Source organism: Pseudogracilibacillus amylolyticus (SeqCode) (genome assembly GCF_051918545.1).
In the GTDB taxonomy this organism is placed as follows: Bacteria; Bacillota; Bacilli; order Bacillales; family Amphibacillaceae; genus Pseudogracilibacillus.
In genome coordinates this window covers 1-18,310 of sequence record NZ_JBPPZG010000023.1, presented here as the reverse complement: position 1 = coordinate 18,310, position 18,310 = coordinate 1, and the positions used below count along the sequence as shown (strand labels likewise).

At 35.9% G+C, this 18,310-nt stretch carries 16 protein-coding genes and 1 pseudogene; 10 read left to right on the top strand and 7 right to left on the bottom strand.

Annotated elements, in window-relative coordinates; genetic code table 11:
- Positions 1-72 precede the first annotated feature (72 nt).
- A complete protein-coding gene (locus tag ACPYKA_RS04485; protein WP_479541196.1) occupies positions 73-552 on the top strand; it encodes an MFS transporter in 480 nt (159 codons plus the stop codon).
- A 60-nt stretch (positions 553-612) separates the two neighbouring features.
- On the opposite strand, the gene ACPYKA_RS04480 is transcribed toward ACPYKA_RS04485, so the two are convergent.
- Positions 613-2,183, bottom strand: a protein-coding gene (locus ACPYKA_RS04480; RefSeq protein ID WP_479541182.1) for an IS3 family transposase whose coding sequence is annotated in 2 segments (ribosomal slippage) — positions 613-1,520 and positions 1,520-2,183 — 1,572 coding nt in all. Because the reading frame shifts where the segments join, the coding sequence is not laid out codon by codon here.
- A gap of 96 nt (positions 2,184-2,279) precedes the next feature.
- Positions 2,280-2,435 (bottom strand): annotated as a pseudogene (locus tag ACPYKA_RS04475) (protease HtpX); the annotation flags it as partial.
- Between the two features lie 968 nt (positions 2,436-3,403).
- Between ACPYKA_RS04475 and ACPYKA_RS04470 the strand changes: the two are divergent.
- The 6 genes from ACPYKA_RS04470 to ACPYKA_RS04445 all read left to right on the top strand — a co-directional run bounded on the left by ACPYKA_RS04470 (position 3,404) and on the right by ACPYKA_RS04445 (position 10,706).
- The gene (locus ACPYKA_RS04470; protein ID WP_479541181.1) at positions 3,404-4,495 is read left to right on the top strand and encodes an alcohol dehydrogenase catalytic domain-containing protein; all 1,092 of its coding nucleotides are present in this window, start codon (positions 3,404-3,406) and stop codon (positions 4,493-4,495) included.
- 124 nt (positions 4,496-4,619) lie between these two features.
- Entirely contained in the window at positions 4,620-5,675 is a 1,056-nt protein-coding gene (locus ACPYKA_RS04465) for an ABC transporter substrate-binding protein (protein WP_479541180.1), read from the top strand.
- A gap of 138 nt (positions 5,676-5,813) precedes the next feature.
- A complete protein-coding gene (locus ACPYKA_RS04460; protein WP_479541179.1) occupies positions 5,814-7,487 on the top strand; it encodes an ABC transporter permease in 1,674 nt (557 codons plus the stop codon).
- The gene (locus tag ACPYKA_RS04455) at positions 7,488-8,603 is read left to right on the top strand and encodes an ABC transporter ATP-binding protein (protein WP_479541178.1); all 1,116 of its coding nucleotides are present in this window, start codon (positions 7,488-7,490) and stop codon (positions 8,601-8,603) included.
- 33 nt (positions 8,604-8,636) lie between these two features.
- The gene (locus ACPYKA_RS04450) at positions 8,637-9,398 is read left to right on the top strand and encodes a DeoR/GlpR family DNA-binding transcription regulator (RefSeq protein ID WP_479541177.1); all 762 of its coding nucleotides are present in this window, start codon (positions 8,637-8,639) and stop codon (positions 9,396-9,398) included.
- A gap of 225 nt (positions 9,399-9,623) precedes the next feature.
- Positions 9,624-10,706, top strand: a complete 1,083-nt coding sequence (locus ACPYKA_RS04445; RefSeq protein ID WP_479541195.1) for a glycerophosphodiester phosphodiesterase — start codon at positions 9,624-9,626, stop codon at positions 10,704-10,706.
- A 105-nt stretch (positions 10,707-10,811) separates the two neighbouring features.
- On the opposite strand, the gene htpX is transcribed toward ACPYKA_RS04445, so the two are convergent.
- The 4 genes from htpX to ACPYKA_RS04425 all read right to left on the bottom strand — a co-directional run bounded on the left by htpX (position 10,812) and on the right by ACPYKA_RS04425 (position 13,274).
- Positions 10,812-11,690 carry a protease HtpX gene (htpX, locus tag ACPYKA_RS04440; protein WP_479541176.1) on the bottom strand — a complete coding sequence of 293 codons (879 nt, stop codon included), beginning with the start codon at positions 11,688-11,690 and terminating at the stop codon, positions 10,812-10,814.
- An 87-nt stretch (positions 11,691-11,777) separates the two neighbouring features.
- Positions 11,778-12,194 (bottom strand): Spx/MgsR family RNA polymerase-binding regulatory protein, encoded by a 417-nt coding sequence (locus tag ACPYKA_RS04435; protein WP_479541194.1) that lies wholly within the window; start codon positions 12,192-12,194, stop codon positions 11,778-11,780.
- A gap of 31 nt (positions 12,195-12,225) precedes the next feature.
- Positions 12,226-12,840 carry a TetR/AcrR family transcriptional regulator gene (locus ACPYKA_RS04430; RefSeq protein WP_479541175.1) on the bottom strand — a complete coding sequence of 205 codons (615 nt, stop codon included), beginning with the start codon at positions 12,838-12,840 and terminating at the stop codon, positions 12,226-12,228.
- 269 nt (positions 12,841-13,109) lie between these two features.
- A complete protein-coding gene (locus ACPYKA_RS04425) occupies positions 13,110-13,274 on the bottom strand; it encodes a hypothetical protein (RefSeq protein ID WP_479541174.1) in 165 nt (54 codons plus the stop codon).
- A 181-nt stretch (positions 13,275-13,455) separates the two neighbouring features.
- On the opposite strand from ACPYKA_RS04425, the gene glcD reads away from it, so the two are divergent.
- Positions 13,456-14,859 carry a glycolate oxidase subunit GlcD gene (glcD, locus tag ACPYKA_RS04420; protein WP_479541173.1) on the top strand — a complete coding sequence of 468 codons (1,404 nt, stop codon included), beginning with the start codon at positions 13,456-13,458 and terminating at the stop codon, positions 14,857-14,859.
- A gap of 44 nt (positions 14,860-14,903) precedes the next feature.
- Positions 14,904-16,184, top strand: coding sequence for a (Fe-S)-binding protein (locus ACPYKA_RS04415; RefSeq protein ID WP_479541193.1), 1,281 nt, complete (start codon positions 14,904-14,906; stop codon positions 16,182-16,184).
- 492 nt (positions 16,185-16,676) lie between these two features.
- Here ACPYKA_RS04415 and ACPYKA_RS04410 read toward each other — a convergent pair whose 3' ends face one another.
- On the bottom strand, positions 16,677-17,597 hold the full coding sequence (locus tag ACPYKA_RS04410; protein ID WP_479541172.1) for a S66 peptidase family protein: 921 nt from the start codon (positions 17,595-17,597) through the stop codon (positions 16,677-16,679).
- A gap of 350 nt (positions 17,598-17,947) precedes the next feature.
- Here ACPYKA_RS04410 and ACPYKA_RS04405 point away from each other — a divergent pair.
- On the top strand, positions 17,948-18,310 hold a 363-nt coding region (locus ACPYKA_RS04405), incomplete at its 3' end, for a CoA transferase subunit A (RefSeq protein WP_479541171.1).

Genomic DNA, 18,310 nt, shown 5'->3' with positions numbered 1-18,310 from the left:
GCACTTCATTTCGAACAAAATAAGCACAAACCTTTTATTTACAAGGATTTTCAATTTATTCAGTAGACCCTAATTAGCATAACGGGTTTTGGTTCTGTTGTTGGCGCCGCTTTACTGTCGGTTTTTTCGAATAGATTTTCAATCAGATATATGATTACCATTGGTTTAATAATGATGACAATAGGTTATGTGATTTATGCATTTTCATGGTCTTTTTCGTCAATTGTTGTCGGGTTTGTAATCTTAGGTTTCTTTAACGTGTTCTTAAGTGCGGGAATCATGACTTTTTATCAAAATAACGTACCAGTTAAAGTAATGGGGAGAGTCACAAGCATATATCAGTTAGTCCAAAGTGCTATTCAAGTAATCTTTGTTCTTGGAATTGGGTTTGTATCAGACCTTGTTTCTTTACGAATTACGATTGTCACTTTGGCACTTGTCATGTTGCTTTTATCTATTATTTATTCAATCTTAGTATTAAAACCAAATAAAAAGCATTTTTACCGAGAATACGACAACATAAAAGAGGAATTAAATATAAAAGTAAAATAAATTCATGATTGATGAAATTGAACTGCGCTCTGTCAAGTAGACAGTGAAAAAACAAAAAATCTATGCTGCAGCCTGGTACCGATATTCTAACGGTGCTAGGCTGTTTAGTTTCTCTTGGTATCTTTCCTCGTTATAAAATTTGATATATTGATCAATATCCCTCTTTAATTCTTCAAACGTCTTGTAATGTTTCAAGTCATAACTTTCACATTTAAAATGACCAAAGAAGCTTTCAATAGGTGCATTATCAATACAATTGCCAACACGTGACATGCTGCGTGTCATACCGGCTTCTGTAGTAATTTGACGGTATTCCCTCGAAGTATACTGTGAACCACGATCACTATGAATTAAAGGAGACGCATCAGGATTAGCTTCAAGGGCTGCTTTTATGGTTTCCATAACGATTGGATTGTCATTATAGTGGCTAACCTTGTAAGCAATAATAGAGCCATCATAAAGATCTTTAATTGCACTTAAATAAGCTTTCTGACTACCCCCATATTGAAGATGGGTGATATCAGTAACCCATTTCTCATTTGGTTTATCAGCCGTAAACTCTCGATTTAAAATATTCTCTTCAATGTTGACATAGCTTGTTTTCGTAGAATAACCATTTGAGCGCCGAATAAAAGACTTCAAACCTAATCGAATCATAAGGCGTCGAATTCGTTTAGGGTCATACGTTTTCTTATACCGACGATTGATTACCATGGTTATTCGTCGATATCCATAGATACTATTAAACTCTTTGAATATATCTTGAATTTTATCCATCAACCAATCATTTTCTTTTTGTTGTTCAGTCGGTGTATGCTTCAACCATTTATAAAATCCTGAACGTGACACATGTAATATTTGACAGAGTAATAGAATTGGCACCCCAGTCTCTTCATGATAATCACGAATAGCTTGGAACTCATTTAGTTTTTCGCCTAATCGAGCCGTCTTTCCCCCCTTTCGATTTCCTTTAACTTTTTTAAAAGCCCATTCTCCGCTTCCAGGTATTGATTACGGTGTTCCAACTTCTTAATATGGAGTTGTAACTTCTCTTCCTCAGTGAGATCAGGCTTTGACTCCAATGATTTTCCACGCCGGTCTTGAAGAGCTTGTTCCCCATCCTGTTGATATTTGCGAACCCAACTATAGACTTGTTGGTAGGAAACTTGATAATTATCTGCAGCCTGTTGGTAATCAAAATCATGTGCAACAGTATATTGTACAATTTCAATACGTTCTTTAAATGTTGTTTTACGCCCATTCTTCAAAGTACTTCTTCCTTTACCAGTAGATTTATTTCCCTTTCCACTAGTATAATGCTTTATCCACCGACGTAAAACAGAAGGGTCTGAGATATTAAATTTTTTGCAAGTTGGTTTTAGACCACCTTTTCCATTCAGGTAGTACTCGACTGCTTCCGTTTTTAATTCCTGAGAATACTTTTTCCAACCCTTTGTTTCTTTCAGACCGTCAGCCCCATCTGCTTCATATTTACGAACCCAAGTTTGAATCGTAGTTTGGTTAACCCCATATTCTCTTGCAATAGTACTTACTGGCTTCTTATCCTCGATTACACTTAATACTGCTTGAATTCTTTCATCTAGCGTATGCTTAGTCATTCTTTTAGACATAATAAATGCTCCCTTTATAGTAGTAGAGAATTTTTATTATTTCTCTGTCCACTATATTGGGAGCATATCACACTTCTATGAACTGTTGTGTTTTTATTATGCTAATCGTCTAATTCTTTCATCTAAATCTGGGTGAGTTGAAAATAGTGCAACAAACTTTTTCTGTCCATTTATTTTCATCGTCGCAACCGCAGTGTCTTCTTCCCCCGCTGATGCCCGATTTGCATAAGCTTTTAAACTTTCTAAAGCATGTCTTTTAAAATTTATTTAATATAATTCACGGACAGTGAGAAAACTCCCTTTTTAGTTCTAAAAGGAAAGTTTTTTTTAGTTAAACTCAGCGTGATCGACGCTTTCACACGACTCCCCCAATCTCTACATCCAATGTCACCTAATGGCTTGGATAACCATTAGAAGAATGATAATAGTTGTACATAATTATATCCCAAATTCATTGAATTCATTTTTTCACTGATCCTCAAAAGTTAACGTCAAATAGTCTAATTTGGGATTTCATCAATTTAGGTGTTTTTGTTTTTTTGAATCTTTATAAATTCCAAATGCATTATTGGGAAAACAATTATAAACATTATTAAAAACCTATTAATATTCCAGACAAACTTTTTTTTATGTTATTAAAGTTGATACATAGTAAAATGCTACACTAGTAATAATAAAATATAATAAGTATCTTAAATATGTCATTTTGTTATATCAATCCATCCATTTTTTCTATACCAATCTTTAGAATCAATAAATTTAGCAATAGCCACACCAATATCGGCATAGTCTAAAGCAAAACCTAACATACACCAACAACAGTTGCTATAGCAACCCCTCTAACCTGTTTAAATTTTAGTTTCTTAGCTTGTGTCTGTGTAACTACTTTCTTTCCTTTCTTTTTTATATAACTTTTAATCGCACTTACGCCCCCACCGACTACACCTCAAATTGCTGCATTAAAAACAGCTCCTGCAACATAAACACCTACTCTTATTTTACCCTTTTTCTTATTAGAGGCATATAATTTACTCGAACAAAAGACCGTCGGATTGTATTGCTCCATAAGTGATGTTATAAAATTCGCTGGATAGGGATTTAATATTTTTGGAATAATTGCTTGTATCTGCCCATTCTGAATATTTAGTATTGACAAACAATTGGATTGGAACTAAAATGAACATAAATGAACACAAACGAACATAAGTGAGGGCGGTAAGATGGAAAGTGAAGATATTGTGTATTCAAAAGCTTATCGGTTGATTGAACCCGAAAAATTTGAAGAAGTTATACTCAAACATACAATTGATCATAATCAAGTTGTAGTGCAACCAATTTTAGCAAGTATATGCCATGCAGACATTCGTTATTATACTGGTCAAAGAAGAAAAGAAGCCTTGCAAAAGAAACTTCCTATGGCTCTGTTTCATGAAGGAATTGGCCGTGTAGTAAAGTCGAAAGATGAGTCCTTTTTTAAAGGGCAACGTGTTGTTATTGTTCCTAATATACCTGCAAGGCGATTGAAAGCCCCCTTAATAAATGAAGAATCCCCTTCTTATAGGCGGATTGTGAAAGATAATTATTTGCCGGATAGTTTTTTTCTAGGAAGTGGTTATGATGGGATAGGACAACAGTGTTTAGTGCTGCCAACAGAAAATGTAATCCCAGTACCCGATGATGTACCAGATGAAATAGCTGTTTTGGCCGAACTGACTTCTGTGTCATTACAGGCAGCAAATTATGTAAGCGATTACTTTCGTGAGGGTAAAGTAGCTGTTTTTGGAGATGGCCCGGTCGGATATTTGACTGCAGCAACATTACATCATGTGTTTGATATATCAAAGGAAAATTTGTTAGTCTTTGGTGCGATTAGCGACAGGTTGGCAAATTTTGATTTTGCAACGACACATCTTGTGCACGACTTCAATTTTAGAGAGGAGGCAAATGTTGTTTCAGTAATTGAATGTACAGGAGGAACGTTTAGTAAAGATGCTATTAACCAGGCAATCGATTTAATAGAGCCGCAAGGAAAAATTACTTTATTGGGCGTATCTGAGGAACATGTCCTTCTTAATACAAGAGATATTTTAGAGAAAGGATTGACAGTTTACGGCAGCTCTAGAAGTACTGATGAAGATTTTAAAACTCTGATGAATGAATTTCAAAACAAAGCGTTTCAGCGTACATTGGGGAAGCTGATACCAAATCAGAATGAAGTAATTCGAAATGTGCAAGATTTGGAAAAGGCTATGCATAAAGCTGTGAAAAGTAAGGATTGGAAAAAGACTTATCTTTCTTTCAAATGGGACTAATTAACATGAAATTTTGTTTTAGAGTAATTAGAGGAACTATTGTTATTAAGTAGTGATAGTATTTAAAGTTGTTTCGGCATATGGATAAAAATAAATATTTTTAAATAATAAGGAGGAAATGGAAATGAACTTGAAAAAATTTTTTACCTTTATTTCAATCATTTGTGTATTACTTTTAGTCGCCTGTAGTGATGATGAAGCATCAAGCGGAAGTAAAGGTACTTTAACATTATACACTCCAATGCCTGAAGAGAACGCAAATGCATATTTGAAAAAGTTTGAGGAAGATACTGGAATCAAAGTAAATTATACTCGGCTTAGTACTGGAGAAATTTTATCAAAACTAAAAAGTGAAGGTGGACGCAGTGATGCGAGTATATGGTTTGCTGGGCCTTCAGATAGTTTCATTGAAGCAGATAAAGAGGGACTTCTAGAAAAGTATGATCCCGACTCTCTAGAGAATCTTGATGAAATTGATGAAAGCATCATGGTGGAAGATGCTAGCTGGCTACCAATATATCAAGGGCCTATAGCGTTTGCATCCAATGAAAAATGGCTGGAAGAGAACAATGTTGAAGCTCCAACAAGTTGGGATGATTTATTAAAGCCGGAATTTAAAAACAATATTATGTTAGCTCACCCGGGAGCATCAGGAACAGGATATCAATTTGTATCTACTTTATTTCAAGTAATGGGGGAAGATGAAGCATTAAACTATTTAAAAAAGTTTAATAAAAATGTGAAACAATGGACGAAAGGTGGTTCAGCAAACGCACAGTTTATTGGGCAAGGTGAAGTTGGCACCGGGCTTGCATTTGCCCAAGACTTGTTACCCCTTATAGAGGAAGGTTATCCTATTAAGATCACTTACCCAGAGGATGGAGTGTCGGTGGCTGTTGAAGGAGCAGCTAAAATAAAAGGTGGACCGGAAGAAGAAAAAGAAAATGCAAATGAATTTATGCGTTGGATAAATAGTGACGAAGGACAAAATGTATATGCAGACACAGGCTATTACCATCTACCAGTTATACCGAATGCTAAAATACCGGAAGGTGCACCTGATTTGAGCGAATTAAATGTAGCGGATACCGATAATCTTTGGTCTAGTGAACATCGGGACGAGGTTATTGATAAATTTGAGCGGGAAATTGAATCAGAAGATGCGGCCAGTGATGATTAACCGACTTTTTTCTGAATTGGTTTCACTCAACGAGCTAGGCACGGTGAAGCCCTTCTTACTTTCAACAAGGGGGACTTTACAACTATTTGATTGATGAATCCTTGAATACTAATCTATTGACATGGGGGCATTATTACATTGTCTTATTCAAGTTTAAATAAAAATACGCTAAAAAGTAAATTGAAAACAATAGTAAAGAACCCACATTTATTTGTGTTAGTTATTGTAGTGTTACTATCTCTGCTTCTATTTTCTGTTTATCCTATCTTTAATATTTTTAAAACTATTTTTGTCGGTGAGCAGGGACTGGATTTACATGCAGTTCAGAAGCTTTTTGATAAGCCTCGTATTTACCAAACTGTATGGAATAGCCTTAAACTAGGGGTTTCATCGGCTGTAATTAGCACCTTAATAGGTTTTGTATTTGCTTATTCAGTAGCAAGAACACGCATGTTCGGACGGAAGTTTTTTAATTTTGTTGCTGTGTTTCCTGTTGTTTCTCCACCTTTCGTTTTAGCATTAGCTATGATTCTACTTTTTGGAAGTTCCGGTTTAATCTCTAGAGAAGTATTCGGGATGCAAAGCACTGATGTGTATGGTTTTAAAAGCCTGTTAATTATACAGGCTATGTCCTATTCCCCTATTGCGTACCTTAATTTAAAAGGTGTGCTTGAATCAATGGATGCTTCCTTGGAAGATTCCGCTTTTAATTTAGGAGCTTCCAGATGGAAAGTATTTAGTACGATTACTTTACCTTTGGCTATACCTGGTATTTTCAGCTCATTACTTTTAGTATTTATTAAATCGCTTGAGGACTTCGGAAACCCTATGATTATAGGTGGCGATTTTACGACTCTAGCTACGGAAGCTTATATGACAATTACGGGCAGAAATGATTTAAGAACAGGTTCCCTATTGGCTGTTTCTATGTTGCTCCCTGTATTAACTGCTTATCTAGTTCAAAGGTTTTGGGTCAATAAAAAGTCATACACTACCATTACGGGAAAGGCTTCTCAAGGCTCAACAATCATTAGAGAGAAAAAAGTGGTTGTACCATTATTTATCATCTGCCTTTTGATAACAGGAACTGTCTTATTGTTTTATGGAACTATCATTGGAGGTGCTTTTGTCAGGTTATGGGGTGTAGATTACACCCTGTCTCTAGATCATTTTAGGTATGTATTTGATACAGGACTAGGCACAGTCAAAGATACATTGATTATTGCTCTTATTGCCACACCAATAATGGTTTTGTTAGGTATGGTAATATCATTTTTAACGGTAAGAGTAAAATTTCCCGGAAGAAAATTAATCGAAATAGGTTCTATGTTGCTTTTTGCGGTTCCTGGTACAGTGGTTGGTATAGGTTATCTTTTATCATTTAACAAACCTCCATTTGCTATTACAGGAACAGCAGCTATTATCATTTTGGTGCTAGTTTTTCGATATATGTCTTTAGGTATTGAAGCTGGCTCAAATGTTTTAAGACAAATAGATCCATCGCTTGAGGAAGCATCAAAATCACTTAATGCTAGTGGATTTACAACATTTTGGAGAATAACATTTCCGCTAATTAGATCCGCATTGTTTTCCAGTGCAATATATGCATTTACCAGGGCAATGACTTCTATAAGTGCTGTCATATTTTTGGTTTCCGCAAGTTGGAATTTGATGACGGTAGCCATATTATCAGCTGTTGATTTTGGTAAGCTAGGTGTTGCTGCAGCCTATTGTGTTATCTTGTTCGTCATTATAGGGTTAGCATTCTCCGGGCTAAATTTATTGTTAAAACAAAATGAAAGGTCGATGTAAATGAGTTCAAATTATTCGGCATCTAATACTGTGAAGCTGAAGATTGAAGACGTGGTGAAGGTTTTTCCATCTCGCGATAAAAAAGATGATTTTTATGCTGTTGATCATATTTCTTTACATTTTAAACATGGAGAATTAACAACACTATTAGGCCCTTCTGGTTGTGGCAAAACAACTACATTGCGTATGCTAGCAGGCTTCGAATTTCCGACAAGCGGGAAAATAATTGTTGATGGAGAAGATATAACAAATCAATTGCCAAATAAACGTGATATAGGTATGGTTTTCCAAAATTATGCTCTATTTCCTCATTTAAGCGTTTTCGAAAACGTATCGTATGGTTTAAAAATAAAAAAAGTAAACAAGGCAGAGCTGAAAGAAAAAACCGAGAACGTATTATCTCTCATGAATCTGGAAGGGCTAAAGGATCGTAGCCCTTCACAACTTTCGGGAGGGCAGCAGCAACGTGTAGCGATTGCTCGTGCGATTATTACAGAACCTAAAATACTATTATTTGACGAACCGCTTTCTAATTTAGATACGAAACTGCGCCAATATATGAGGAATGAAATTCGAAATTTACAGCGTAGACTTGGCATTACAAGCATATATGTTACCCATGACCAAGAAGAGGCGATGGCTATTTCCGATCAGGTAGTAATTATGAATGAAGGAAAAATACAACAAATTGGTTCTCCACAGGAAATATATCTAAATCCCGTTAATAGGTTTGTAGCAGATTTTATCGGAGATTCGGATATATTAAAAGCATCCGTAATTGAGGCTAACGAGGAATTTATAAAATTAGTTATTGAGAAAACGGTGTTTCAAGTGAAAAATGAAATTGATTATCTATTTCAAAAAGATGATGTGGTTAACTGTGTTATGAAACCCGAGTTTTGGTCTATTTCTGATCAAGGAAATTTTTTAGTAGAAATTATTCAAGCAACCTTCTTAGGGTCTCACGTGGAATATATTGCCCAGTTAGGAAATCAATCATTTAAATTTTTTGATTATCAATATTATGAAAACGGATTGAAGGAAATAGGGTCGAAAATACGGTTAAAATTAAGAAATGATTTAGTAAAAGTATTAGCCCATCATACTGAAGAGTAGAAAATAAATAATAAATAAAAAAGGGGGATATAAATGCTTCCACTTGAAAGACAAAAAGGTTTGTTAGAGTTTTTGAAACAAAATCATGCATCGACTGTGTCCGACCTTGCTGCACATTTTAAGGTTCATGAGGCAACAATTCGTCGTGATTTAACGACGTTAGAGAAAAAGGGATTAATGAAACGAACTCATGGCGGAGTTATGCTGGAAGAAGAAGTTCATTCTGAACCTTCTTTTCAAGTTAGGGAATCTGTCCAATATGCTGAAAAGGAAAGGATTGGTAAGCGTGCAGCAGAACTAATAGAAGACGGTGATAACATTATATTAGATTCAGGAACAACAACCTTACACATTGCTAAATCAATTAAAAACAAAAAGAATTTAACTGTAGTTACAAACGATATTAACATTGCAGCAACATTACGCTTTTGCAAGTCCATAAAAGTAATTGTAACCGGGGGTGTTCTTTTTCATGAAAGCTATATGCTGAATGGAATGATTACCGATGAAACATTAAGTACAGTTAATATCCAAAAAGCATTCCTCGGAACACCCGCTTTTCACCATGAAAAAGGTCTGACACACTTCGACGAATACCTTGTATCCGCAAAGCGAGGAATGATTAGGGCAGCTAAACGCATAATTGTGACAGCGGATCATACAAAAATTGGCCGAGTTTCTATTCATTCCGTTGCAGATATAAATAAAATTGATGACTTAATAATTGGAAAAGAACTTGAAGAAGCGGATATAAAAAGATTACAAAACACAGATATACAACTCCATCTTGCATAATTAGTTTTTAATCACCGAAGAAGTTACTAATCATATATCTTTAAATTTTAATTTTTATTGGAGGTGATGCTCATTATAGATTAGTCATGATCAAATAAAAGATGGCGGCACTTGTGAGAAGACATTAGTTATGTTTAGTACTAATTATCGAAAGTCACACGAAAATTCAGGCTAACAAGAGATTGCAAAAATATATGAAGTATGAGAAACGGGAGGAGTATCTTGATGAAATTTAAATCTTTACTACTTTCTATTTTAGGTGTCTTTGTATTCTCTTTTGGGTTTAGCAATCTAGTTAAAGCAGAGTTAGTTGAAATAAGTGATGAATGGCTCCATAGTGGTGAAACAGAGTTAAGTGCGCATCGCGGTGCTCATGTAGCCGTTCCAGAAAATACGGCCGAGGCAATCAAATGGGCAGGATTACTTGGGTATGGTTTTGTTGAAATTGATATACAGGAAACAAAAGATGGTCAGTATGTACTAATGCATGATTTGACAATAGATCGAACAACAACAGGTTCTGGAAAAGTAGAAGATTTAACATTGGAAGAAATTAAAAGCCATAATGTAGTAAACGCTGATGGTAAGGAGACAAATTATAAAGTGCCAACACTTGAAGAAGCTTTAGAGGAAGCTGACAAATATAATGTTGGAATCAACTTTGATGGTTCAAAAGGGGAATGGGATAATAAAGAGTTTGTAGATGGTATTATGGAGATTGCTAGACAAAATAATGTATTAGACCATTCTTTTTTTGTATTAAGTGACCAGGTTACTCGTGACCAATTTAACTCCTGGTATCCGGAAGCAACGGTAACTTTTCTTGGTAATGCATTAAAAAATTTGGATGAGGACATACAAGAATTAAAAAAATACAATAGTGCGATTTATACCACATCTATCAATAACATAGATAAAGCTGCTGCAGAAAAAATAAAAGAGGAAGATTTAAAAATTCATGTATATCAAGTTAATTCTGCGGAAACATATGCGAATTCTATGGAAATAGAACCTCGCTTAATTGAAACGGATGTGATTGTTCCTGGAGGAATTGATAGTCTAGTGGACTTGATAGAACAGTTACGTAAGGAAGAAGGGATAAAAAAGGATCAAGCAGCTCATGTTCTTGAGGTACATCTAAATGCGGTAAAACACTTTGAAGATACAGGGAAGAATGATAAAGCTATTAAACATATGGAAAAATTTAAGGATATGATTGACCTTCAAGAACAGAAAAATTGGATTACAGAAACAACCTCTAACACCTTAAAGGTAAATGCTGATAAACAGATTAATAAATGGAAGTAAAAATGAAACGTGATGCCCTCTATGATAAATTTTCGATTTAACATAGAGGGCATTTATTTTTGTTAAATAAGCTAACTAGTTTTATGAGGTATTAAATTGTTTTTATTATGCTAATCGTCTAATTCTTTCATCTAAATCTGGGTGAGTTGAAAATAGTGCAACAAACTTTTTCTGTCCATTTATTTTCATCGTCGCAACCGCAGTGTCTTCTTCCCCCGCTGATGCCCGATTTGTATAAGCTTTTAAACTTTCTAAAGCATGTCTCATCTTATCACGACCTGCTAGATCTGCGCCTCCACGATCCGCATGAAATTCGCGATGACGTGAGTATGCATATACGACGATGCTACCCAGGATCGAGAATAAAATTTGAAAGACTAAGATGGCAATAAAATGAACAATTGGTGCGATTTCACTTCGAACAAACTGTGAAACGATATAGGCTACGATTCTCGATAAGAATACGACAAATGTATTCACCACCCCTTGAAGAAGCGTCATTGTTACCATATCCCCATTAGCGATATGGGCAACTTCATGGGCAATGACTCCTTCTACTGCATCATCATCCATTTCGTTCAATAAACCTGCTGAAACAGCTACTAGAGAACGTTTTTTAGAAGGTCCTGTAGCAAATGCATTTACTTCTGGTGAATGATAAATCCCGACCTCCGGCATATGTGTTAGCCCCGCAGCTCTTGATAAGCGGAACACTTTTTCAACCACCATTTCCTCATAAACATTTTCTGGACGATCCGGGTCGATCACTTTCACACCCATCATTTTTTTCGCCGTCCAACGTGAAATCAGAAGTGATATAAAGGAACCGGTAAAACCAATGACTGCACTAAAAACGAGTAGAGCTCCGTAGTCAATTCCATTGGCTCCAATATAGTGGCCAATTGGAAGTATCGTAAAAATAATACTGATTGTTAGTAAAACTAACACGTTCGTTAATAAGAAATAAAAAATTCTCTTTCCCATTCTTTTCCTCCTTTTTTTCTATACATATAAGTTTATAATAATTCTCATAAAAGTATATACTTTTTACAAGATTTTAGCATTAAAAAATTAAATTCCTTCGATGTGAGGGTTGTTATTCAGATTGAATAAATTGTCAATAATAAATTTTTGACGTTCCTCTTTCGGAATAAACTGACGGATATTATGTTCATCAAAACCAATTTGTAATTTTTTTTCATCAAAAATGATTGGATGACGCAATAGTCTTGGAAATTCTTGAATTAATGAATAAAGCTTTTTTAAGGGAATCGTTTCTAAATTAATATTTAACTGTTTATACGCCTTTGATCGCGTTGAAATAATATCTTTCGTTCCTTCTTCTGTCAACCGCAGAATATGTTGGAATTCTTCTATCGATAATGGATTTCTCATAATGTCTTTATATACATAAGGAATATTGTGTGCATTAAACCACCTTCTTGATTTTCGAGTTGATGCACAAGATGAACCGTATATTTTAATAATCATACTTTTTCTCCCTTCTGTAATTACTTTTTCATGCTCTTACAAAACCCCTTTTAATTAACTTAATTTGAGTTTTATAATTATGAATGACTTCCTCATTTGTCATCTCTTTACCGAATTTTTGGATAAGATTATCTGTCATAATCAAGGAAACAATTTGAACGACTTGAAGTAATTCCTCTTCATTGTCAATATTTAAACTTTTTCTATTGATCAATTTTTTGATTAAATCATACTTTTTATCCAAAGCAGTATAGTTCATCAAATTCATAAATGCTTTTTCGGTTCGATAGTCCATATTTAAAAATACATTACGGTAAAATTGATAGGTGCCCTCCTCATCCATTTCTATTAATAACGAAAGAAGCATATCCTGAACTGCAGTAAATATATCTCCGTTATGTTTTTGTAAATTAGTAATCAATTCTTCTCTTTTTTCCTTTAGATGTTCATTTAAAAGATAAAAGTAAAGATCCTGTTTATTGTCAAAGTATTGATAAAAGCTTCCCCTAGGTATATCTGCCTCTTTTACAATATTAGCTATTGAAGCTTCAGCCAGTGAAACTCTTGTAAATTCTTTTTTCGCTGCTTGAAGCAATGTTTGTTGTTTCTCTTCTTGTAAGTTAAAAAAAGTTGGCCGCGGCATTCGTCTTCCTCCTATTCAGCCGAAATGACACATTGTCACTTTAAGTACAAAATAAGTATAAATGACATCGTGTCATATGTCAACCGAAAGCGACATCGTGTCACAATTTTTGTTATTTTCTTAGAAAACTTGGCATTCATTAAAGAAAGCATGCTCTTATCACTAGGGGTATACCCACGTTTAGGCAGAGAGCCTGTTCTTAGTCGGCCTTCCTCGGAGCCGTAATGGCGAAAGACAGAGGTGATGCTTTCTTACCTTCCAAATAAATATCATTTACCCGGTAATTTATCAAAGAGCACTAGTAAAAATGTAGCAATTGGTCCTAACAACAATGATATTAAAAACCAATTAAGTCCACTTCTATTTTTTCCTTGAGCAATTCCTGCATTGATTAATGCTAGCGTCCCCCAACCTACAAAATATCCTTCATTCATTGTCTACTCTCCCCCATATTCATACCTACATTTATTTTATCAAATAATCAATTTGTTAACAGATTAGATTTTCATCCAATAGAACCCGTTTTCTATTCACAGAACATTGGATAATTTTCTATATAATTAAGTACGTTTATCCTTTATAATCAAGGTATGAAGTGTTTTTAGGAGGGATTATATGTTAAGAAAGCGGGTTATTGAGCAGTTTACCCAAATTGTTGGTAACAATAATATAAAACTAGACAAAGCTTCCCTACTCGCCTATTCCTATGACTCTACTGCCCAATACCAGGCACTGCCTGATGCCGTCATTTCTCCACGTAATACGAAAGAGGTAGCTGAAATAATAAAAATTTGTAATGAAAATATAATCCCAATTGTTCCTCGTGGTTCAGGGACAAATTTATGTGCAGGTACAACACCTCTTGAAGGTGGGATCGTTTTACTATTTAATCATATGAATCAGATCCTTGAAATTGATGAAAAAAACTTAACGATGACTGTACAACCAGGGGTTTATACGAAAACAATTTTTGAAGCGGCTAATAATATTGGATTGTTTTATCCTCCTGATCCAGGCTCGATGCATATTTCTCAAATTGGCGGTAACATTAGTGAGAATTCAGGAGGATTACGTGGTCTTAAATACGGCGTAACGAATGATTATGTATTAGGACTTGAAATTGTCCTCCCAAACGGAGAAATTATTCGAACTGGAGGGAAACTGGCGAAAGATGTGGCAGGATATAATTTAACGGAATTATTTATCGGCTCGGAAGGAACACTCGGTATTATTACTGAAGCCATTTTAAAACTTGTTCCCAAACCGGAAGCAAAGAAAACGATGCTCGCACTCTTTCATGATTTAGAAGCTGCCGCTCAAACAGTTTCTTCTATTATTGAAAATCGGATTATTCCAGTTACATTGGAATTTTTGGATCAGCCGACTGTAAAAGTGGTTGAAGACTTTGCTAAAATCGGCCTGCCAACTGAAGCAAAAGCGATTTTATTAATTGAACAAGATGGTGCTCCCGAAGTTGTCGCAAGAGATATCGAAAAGATTTCAACACTTTGCCGAGAAAATGGTGCCTTTGATGTTTCCATTGCAAAAACTGAGGCTGAAGCAGAAAGCTTAATGACCGCAAGACGAGCCGCTCTGTCTGCTTTATCACGTCTCATGCCAACGACAATTTTAGAGGATGCGACAGTCCCAAGATCAGAAATTGCAAATATGGTAAAAGCAATTGAAGAAATCGCTACTAAGTATGAGGTTACTATTTGTACTTTCGGTCACGCTGGTGATGGCAACTTGCACCCTACTTGTCTAACAGATGCTAGAAACAAGGATGAGATTGCTAGAGTAGAAAAAGCGTTTGAAGAAATATTTCAACGTGCAGTCGAATTAGGAGGTACAATTACAGGAGAGCACGGTGTTGGCACGATGAAACTGCCATATTTATATTTAAAAGTTGGAGAGTCGGGTATTGATGTAATGCGTAACATAAAAAAAGCTATCGATCCAAACTATATTATGAATCCCGGTAAAATGTTTACAAAGGAAGCGGAGGTGAAGCCAAATTGAAGCAACAAGAAAAAGACCGAATCCAACAAGCATTTAAGGAAAAAATGGATTATGACGAATTAATGAATTGTACAAGATGTGGGTTTTGTCTTCCAAGTTGTCCGACCTATATCGAAACAGGACAGGATGAAGTCCATTCTCCTCGTGGTCGAATTGCCATTATGAAAGGTGTCGTTGATGGTGTCATTGAACCATCTGAGGAAGTAAAACGCTCCATCGATATGTGTCTCGGTTGCCGGGCTTGTGAACCAGTTTGTCCTTCCGGTGTTCAGTTTGGTCACCTTTTAGAACAGGCCCGAGATGCGATCTATCAAACTAATAAACAATCTGTCACGACTAAACTTACTAGAAGGCTTGCTTTTAATCATCTTTTTCCTAAGCAAAAACGAATGATCCATTTAACTGGTTTTGTCGGTCTTTATCAACGGTCAGGTCTAAAACGTGTTGCGCAAAGAACAGGTCTCTTAAAAATCTTGCCAGAAAATATACGGGCAATGGAGAATGTTTTGCCAGAAGTACCTAAAAAGAAAAAGATGAAAGAAAGACCTACTCATTTACCAGCGCTGAAGAAGCAGAAAAAGCGGGTAGCGTTTTTTTCCGGTTGTTTAATGGATACGATATTTATGAGCACAAATGATGCAACGACTAAATTGTTACAATACGCAGGTTGTGAAATTGTTATCCCAAAGACACAAGGGTGCTGCGGAGCGTTACATGGCCATAGTGGTGAAATTAATGCAGCAAAAGAAATGGCAAAGAAAAATATTACAGCATTTGAAGAGGAACAAGTCGATTATATTATTACGAATGCAGGCGGATGTGGAGCTTTTCTAAATGATTATGAATATTTATTTAGGGATGAACCTGAATGGCATGAACGTGCTGTAAAATTTTCAAAGAAAATCAAAGATATATCCAGCATTTTAATTGAACTTGAGTTTGATAAATTAGATCTTCAGTTAGAGGAGCAAGTTGTTACTTTTCAAGACTCCTGTCACTTGAAAAACGGGCAAAAAACGTTTATGGAACCAAGGCAACTATTAGAATCAATAGAAGGTGTTCATTATATTGAAATGAAAGATGCCGGTCGTTGCTGCGGTTCAGCAGGAATTTATAATATTGTAGAGTCAGAGATGTCCATGCAAATATTAGACTATAAGATGGAACAGGCTAAAAAGACAAATGCAAAAACGATTGTAACGGCAAACCCTGGATGCTTACTGCAAATGAAGTTAGGTATCGAACGAGAAGGTTTAACCGGGAAAGTAGATGCGGTACATATTGTGGATTTGCTGCTTAAAGCATATGAACAAAAGAAGTTTTAAATAAAGTACTTGTTTAACTTAAATATGCGGGAGGTCACCGCGCAGCTCTTCTATCGATTTGCTGCCGTGATTGAGGGCGCGGGAGGTCACCGTGCGGCTCTTCTTACGATTTTATACCGAGATCGAAGGTGCGGAAGGACACCGCGCAGCTCTTCTCCCGACTTTCTGCCGAGATTGAGGGCGCGGGAGGTCACCACGCAGTTCTTCTCTCAACTTTCTGACGAGATCGAGGGCGCAGGAAGACACCGCGTGGCTCTTCTTACGATTTTATACCGTGATCGAAGGCGCGGGAGGATACCGCGCAGCTCTTCTTACGATTTTATACCGAGATCGAGGGCGCGGGAGATCACCGCGCAGTTCTTCTATAGACTTTCTGCCGAGATCAAGGGCGCAGGAAGACACCGAGCAGTTCTTCTCACGATTTTCTATCAATATCAAGTATGAGGAAAAGTCTTTCTTTTTCCATGTAAAAATTCAGTTGTTCATCACTGATCAGCTAACAGTCGGTTCCAACACAGTAAATGTATTATTAACTGTATTCAAATTCGCCATTGCCCCAATCGGAATAGCCGCTTTATAAAAGCCATGTCCAGTAGTAACATTAGTCATTAATGGTTTACCTAAAGGAGCAATCACTCCATTGATAAGATCAGCATAAGATGTATTATATGCATTCGGACAATTCGTGCACTCCCCCATTACAATTCCAACACAATCATCAAATTTTCCTGCTAATTTTAACATGCTTAAATATCTGTAAATCGTATTCGTCGGTTCATGAGTATCCTCTAGAAATAGTATTTTTCCTTCTGTATTTATTTCATATGGGGTTCCAAGCGAACTGATCAGTGATGTTAAATTCCCACCCACAATTGGTCCAGTTACGTTGCCAGGAATGACACTCGTTTGTGGTATACCTTGGGGATTTTCTATTACTCTAGAAGGCAATACAACTGAGGTTGCTGAAAAAAACTGATTATAATTATATGCTGGTGTACTAGGTCGAAAATCGAGTAATAGTAAACTGTGAAAAGTGATTAAGTTAGACATTTGTGTAAGCGTATTTAACAGAATCGTAATATCACTATATCCTGAGATAATTTTCGGGTTATTTCTAATTACATCATAATCTAAAAAAGGGAGGATCCCATCTACTCCGACTCCTCCTCTTGTTGGCAGAATCATTTTCACGGTATTATTTTCAAACATATTCATTAAATCTGCTGCTCGTTCTTCCGGTGACCCGGCTAAAAAGCCTGTCGCAGCATAAACATTATTTCCTAAAACAACATTAAATCCAAAGTTCTCTAATGTTTGAATACCTCGATTGATTACCATTGGATCAAGTGGACTTCCTAATGTCACGATTCCAATCGTATCCCCTTGTTCTAAAATGGACGGTCTCACTGCCATTTTTGCCACCTGCCGCTTCTGTTTTTATGCTACATTAGCCTATTCAAGTTGATATGATTGCGTGACTCTTGCCGACAGTATCTTACGAGTCTACGATTCACTTATAATGCGTGTATAAAAAGGAACAAGTTGGCTAAAGTCGAAATTCCCGTAACGCAGTGTCATTTTTACCGGACTTTTTGCACATCTTCTTATAATTTTCTTTTATTAGCCATAGATATCTAAATAGTTAGATATATCTTCAGTAACAGTGCTAACAATTATTGTCTTATGCTATAATATAGTTTAGACTATATGCAAAATTCGTTTGGTATTATAACTATTTATTTCTAATTGAGGAGGGAACTTTTTTGAAACAAGTATATACTTCATTTGATGAAGCTGTTTGTGATGTACATGATGGGGCAACAATAATGGTTGGAGGCTTTGGTCTTTGCGGAATTCCTGAAAATGCAATTCATGCATTAGTTAAAACTGGTGTAAAAAATTTAACCGTTATTTCCAATAATTGTGGGGTAGATGATTTTGGGCTCGGGTTACTGTTAAAAAATAAACAAATTAAAAAAATGATCGGCTCCTATGTTGGTGAAAACAAAGAATTTGAACGCCAAGTTTTAGAAGGAATCATTGAAGTCGAATTAACCCCTCAAGGAACGCTCGCTGAAAAAATTCGTGCTGGAGGTGCCGGAATTCCTGCTTTTTATACACCGGCT

Coding starts and splice junctions, on each gene's coding strand:
- ACPYKA_RS04445 (WP_479541195.1), top strand. CDS start 9,624: ATGAAATTTAAATCTTTACTACTTTCTATTTTAGGTGTCTTTGTATTC.
- ACPYKA_RS04455 (WP_479541178.1), top strand. CDS start 7,488: ATGAGTTCAAATTATTCGGCATCTAATACTGTGAAGCTGAAGATTGAA.
- glcD (WP_479541173.1), top strand. CDS start 13,456: ATGTTAAGAAAGCGGGTTATTGAGCAGTTTACCCAAATTGTTGGTAAC.
- ACPYKA_RS04415 (WP_479541193.1), top strand. CDS start 14,904: ATGGATTATGACGAATTAATGAATTGTACAAGATGTGGGTTTTGTCTT.
- ACPYKA_RS04425 (WP_479541174.1), bottom strand. CDS start 13,274: ATGAATGAAGGATATTTTGTAGGTTGGGGGACGCTAGCATTAATCAAT.
- ACPYKA_RS04430 (WP_479541175.1), bottom strand. CDS start 12,840: ATGCCGCGGCCAACTTTTTTTAACTTACAAGAAGAGAAACAACAAACA.
- ACPYKA_RS04410 (WP_479541172.1), bottom strand. CDS start 17,597: ATGGCAGTGAGACCGTCCATTTTAGAACAAGGGGATACGATTGGAATC.
- ACPYKA_RS04470 (WP_479541181.1), top strand. CDS start 3,404: ATGGAAAGTGAAGATATTGTGTATTCAAAAGCTTATCGGTTGATTGAA.
- ACPYKA_RS04450 (WP_479541177.1), top strand. CDS start 8,637: ATGCTTCCACTTGAAAGACAAAAAGGTTTGTTAGAGTTTTTGAAACAA.
- ACPYKA_RS04465 (WP_479541180.1), top strand. CDS start 4,620: ATGAACTTGAAAAAATTTTTTACCTTTATTTCAATCATTTGTGTATTA.
- htpX (WP_479541176.1), bottom strand. CDS start 11,690: ATGGGAAAGAGAATTTTTTATTTCTTATTAACGAACGTGTTAGTTTTA.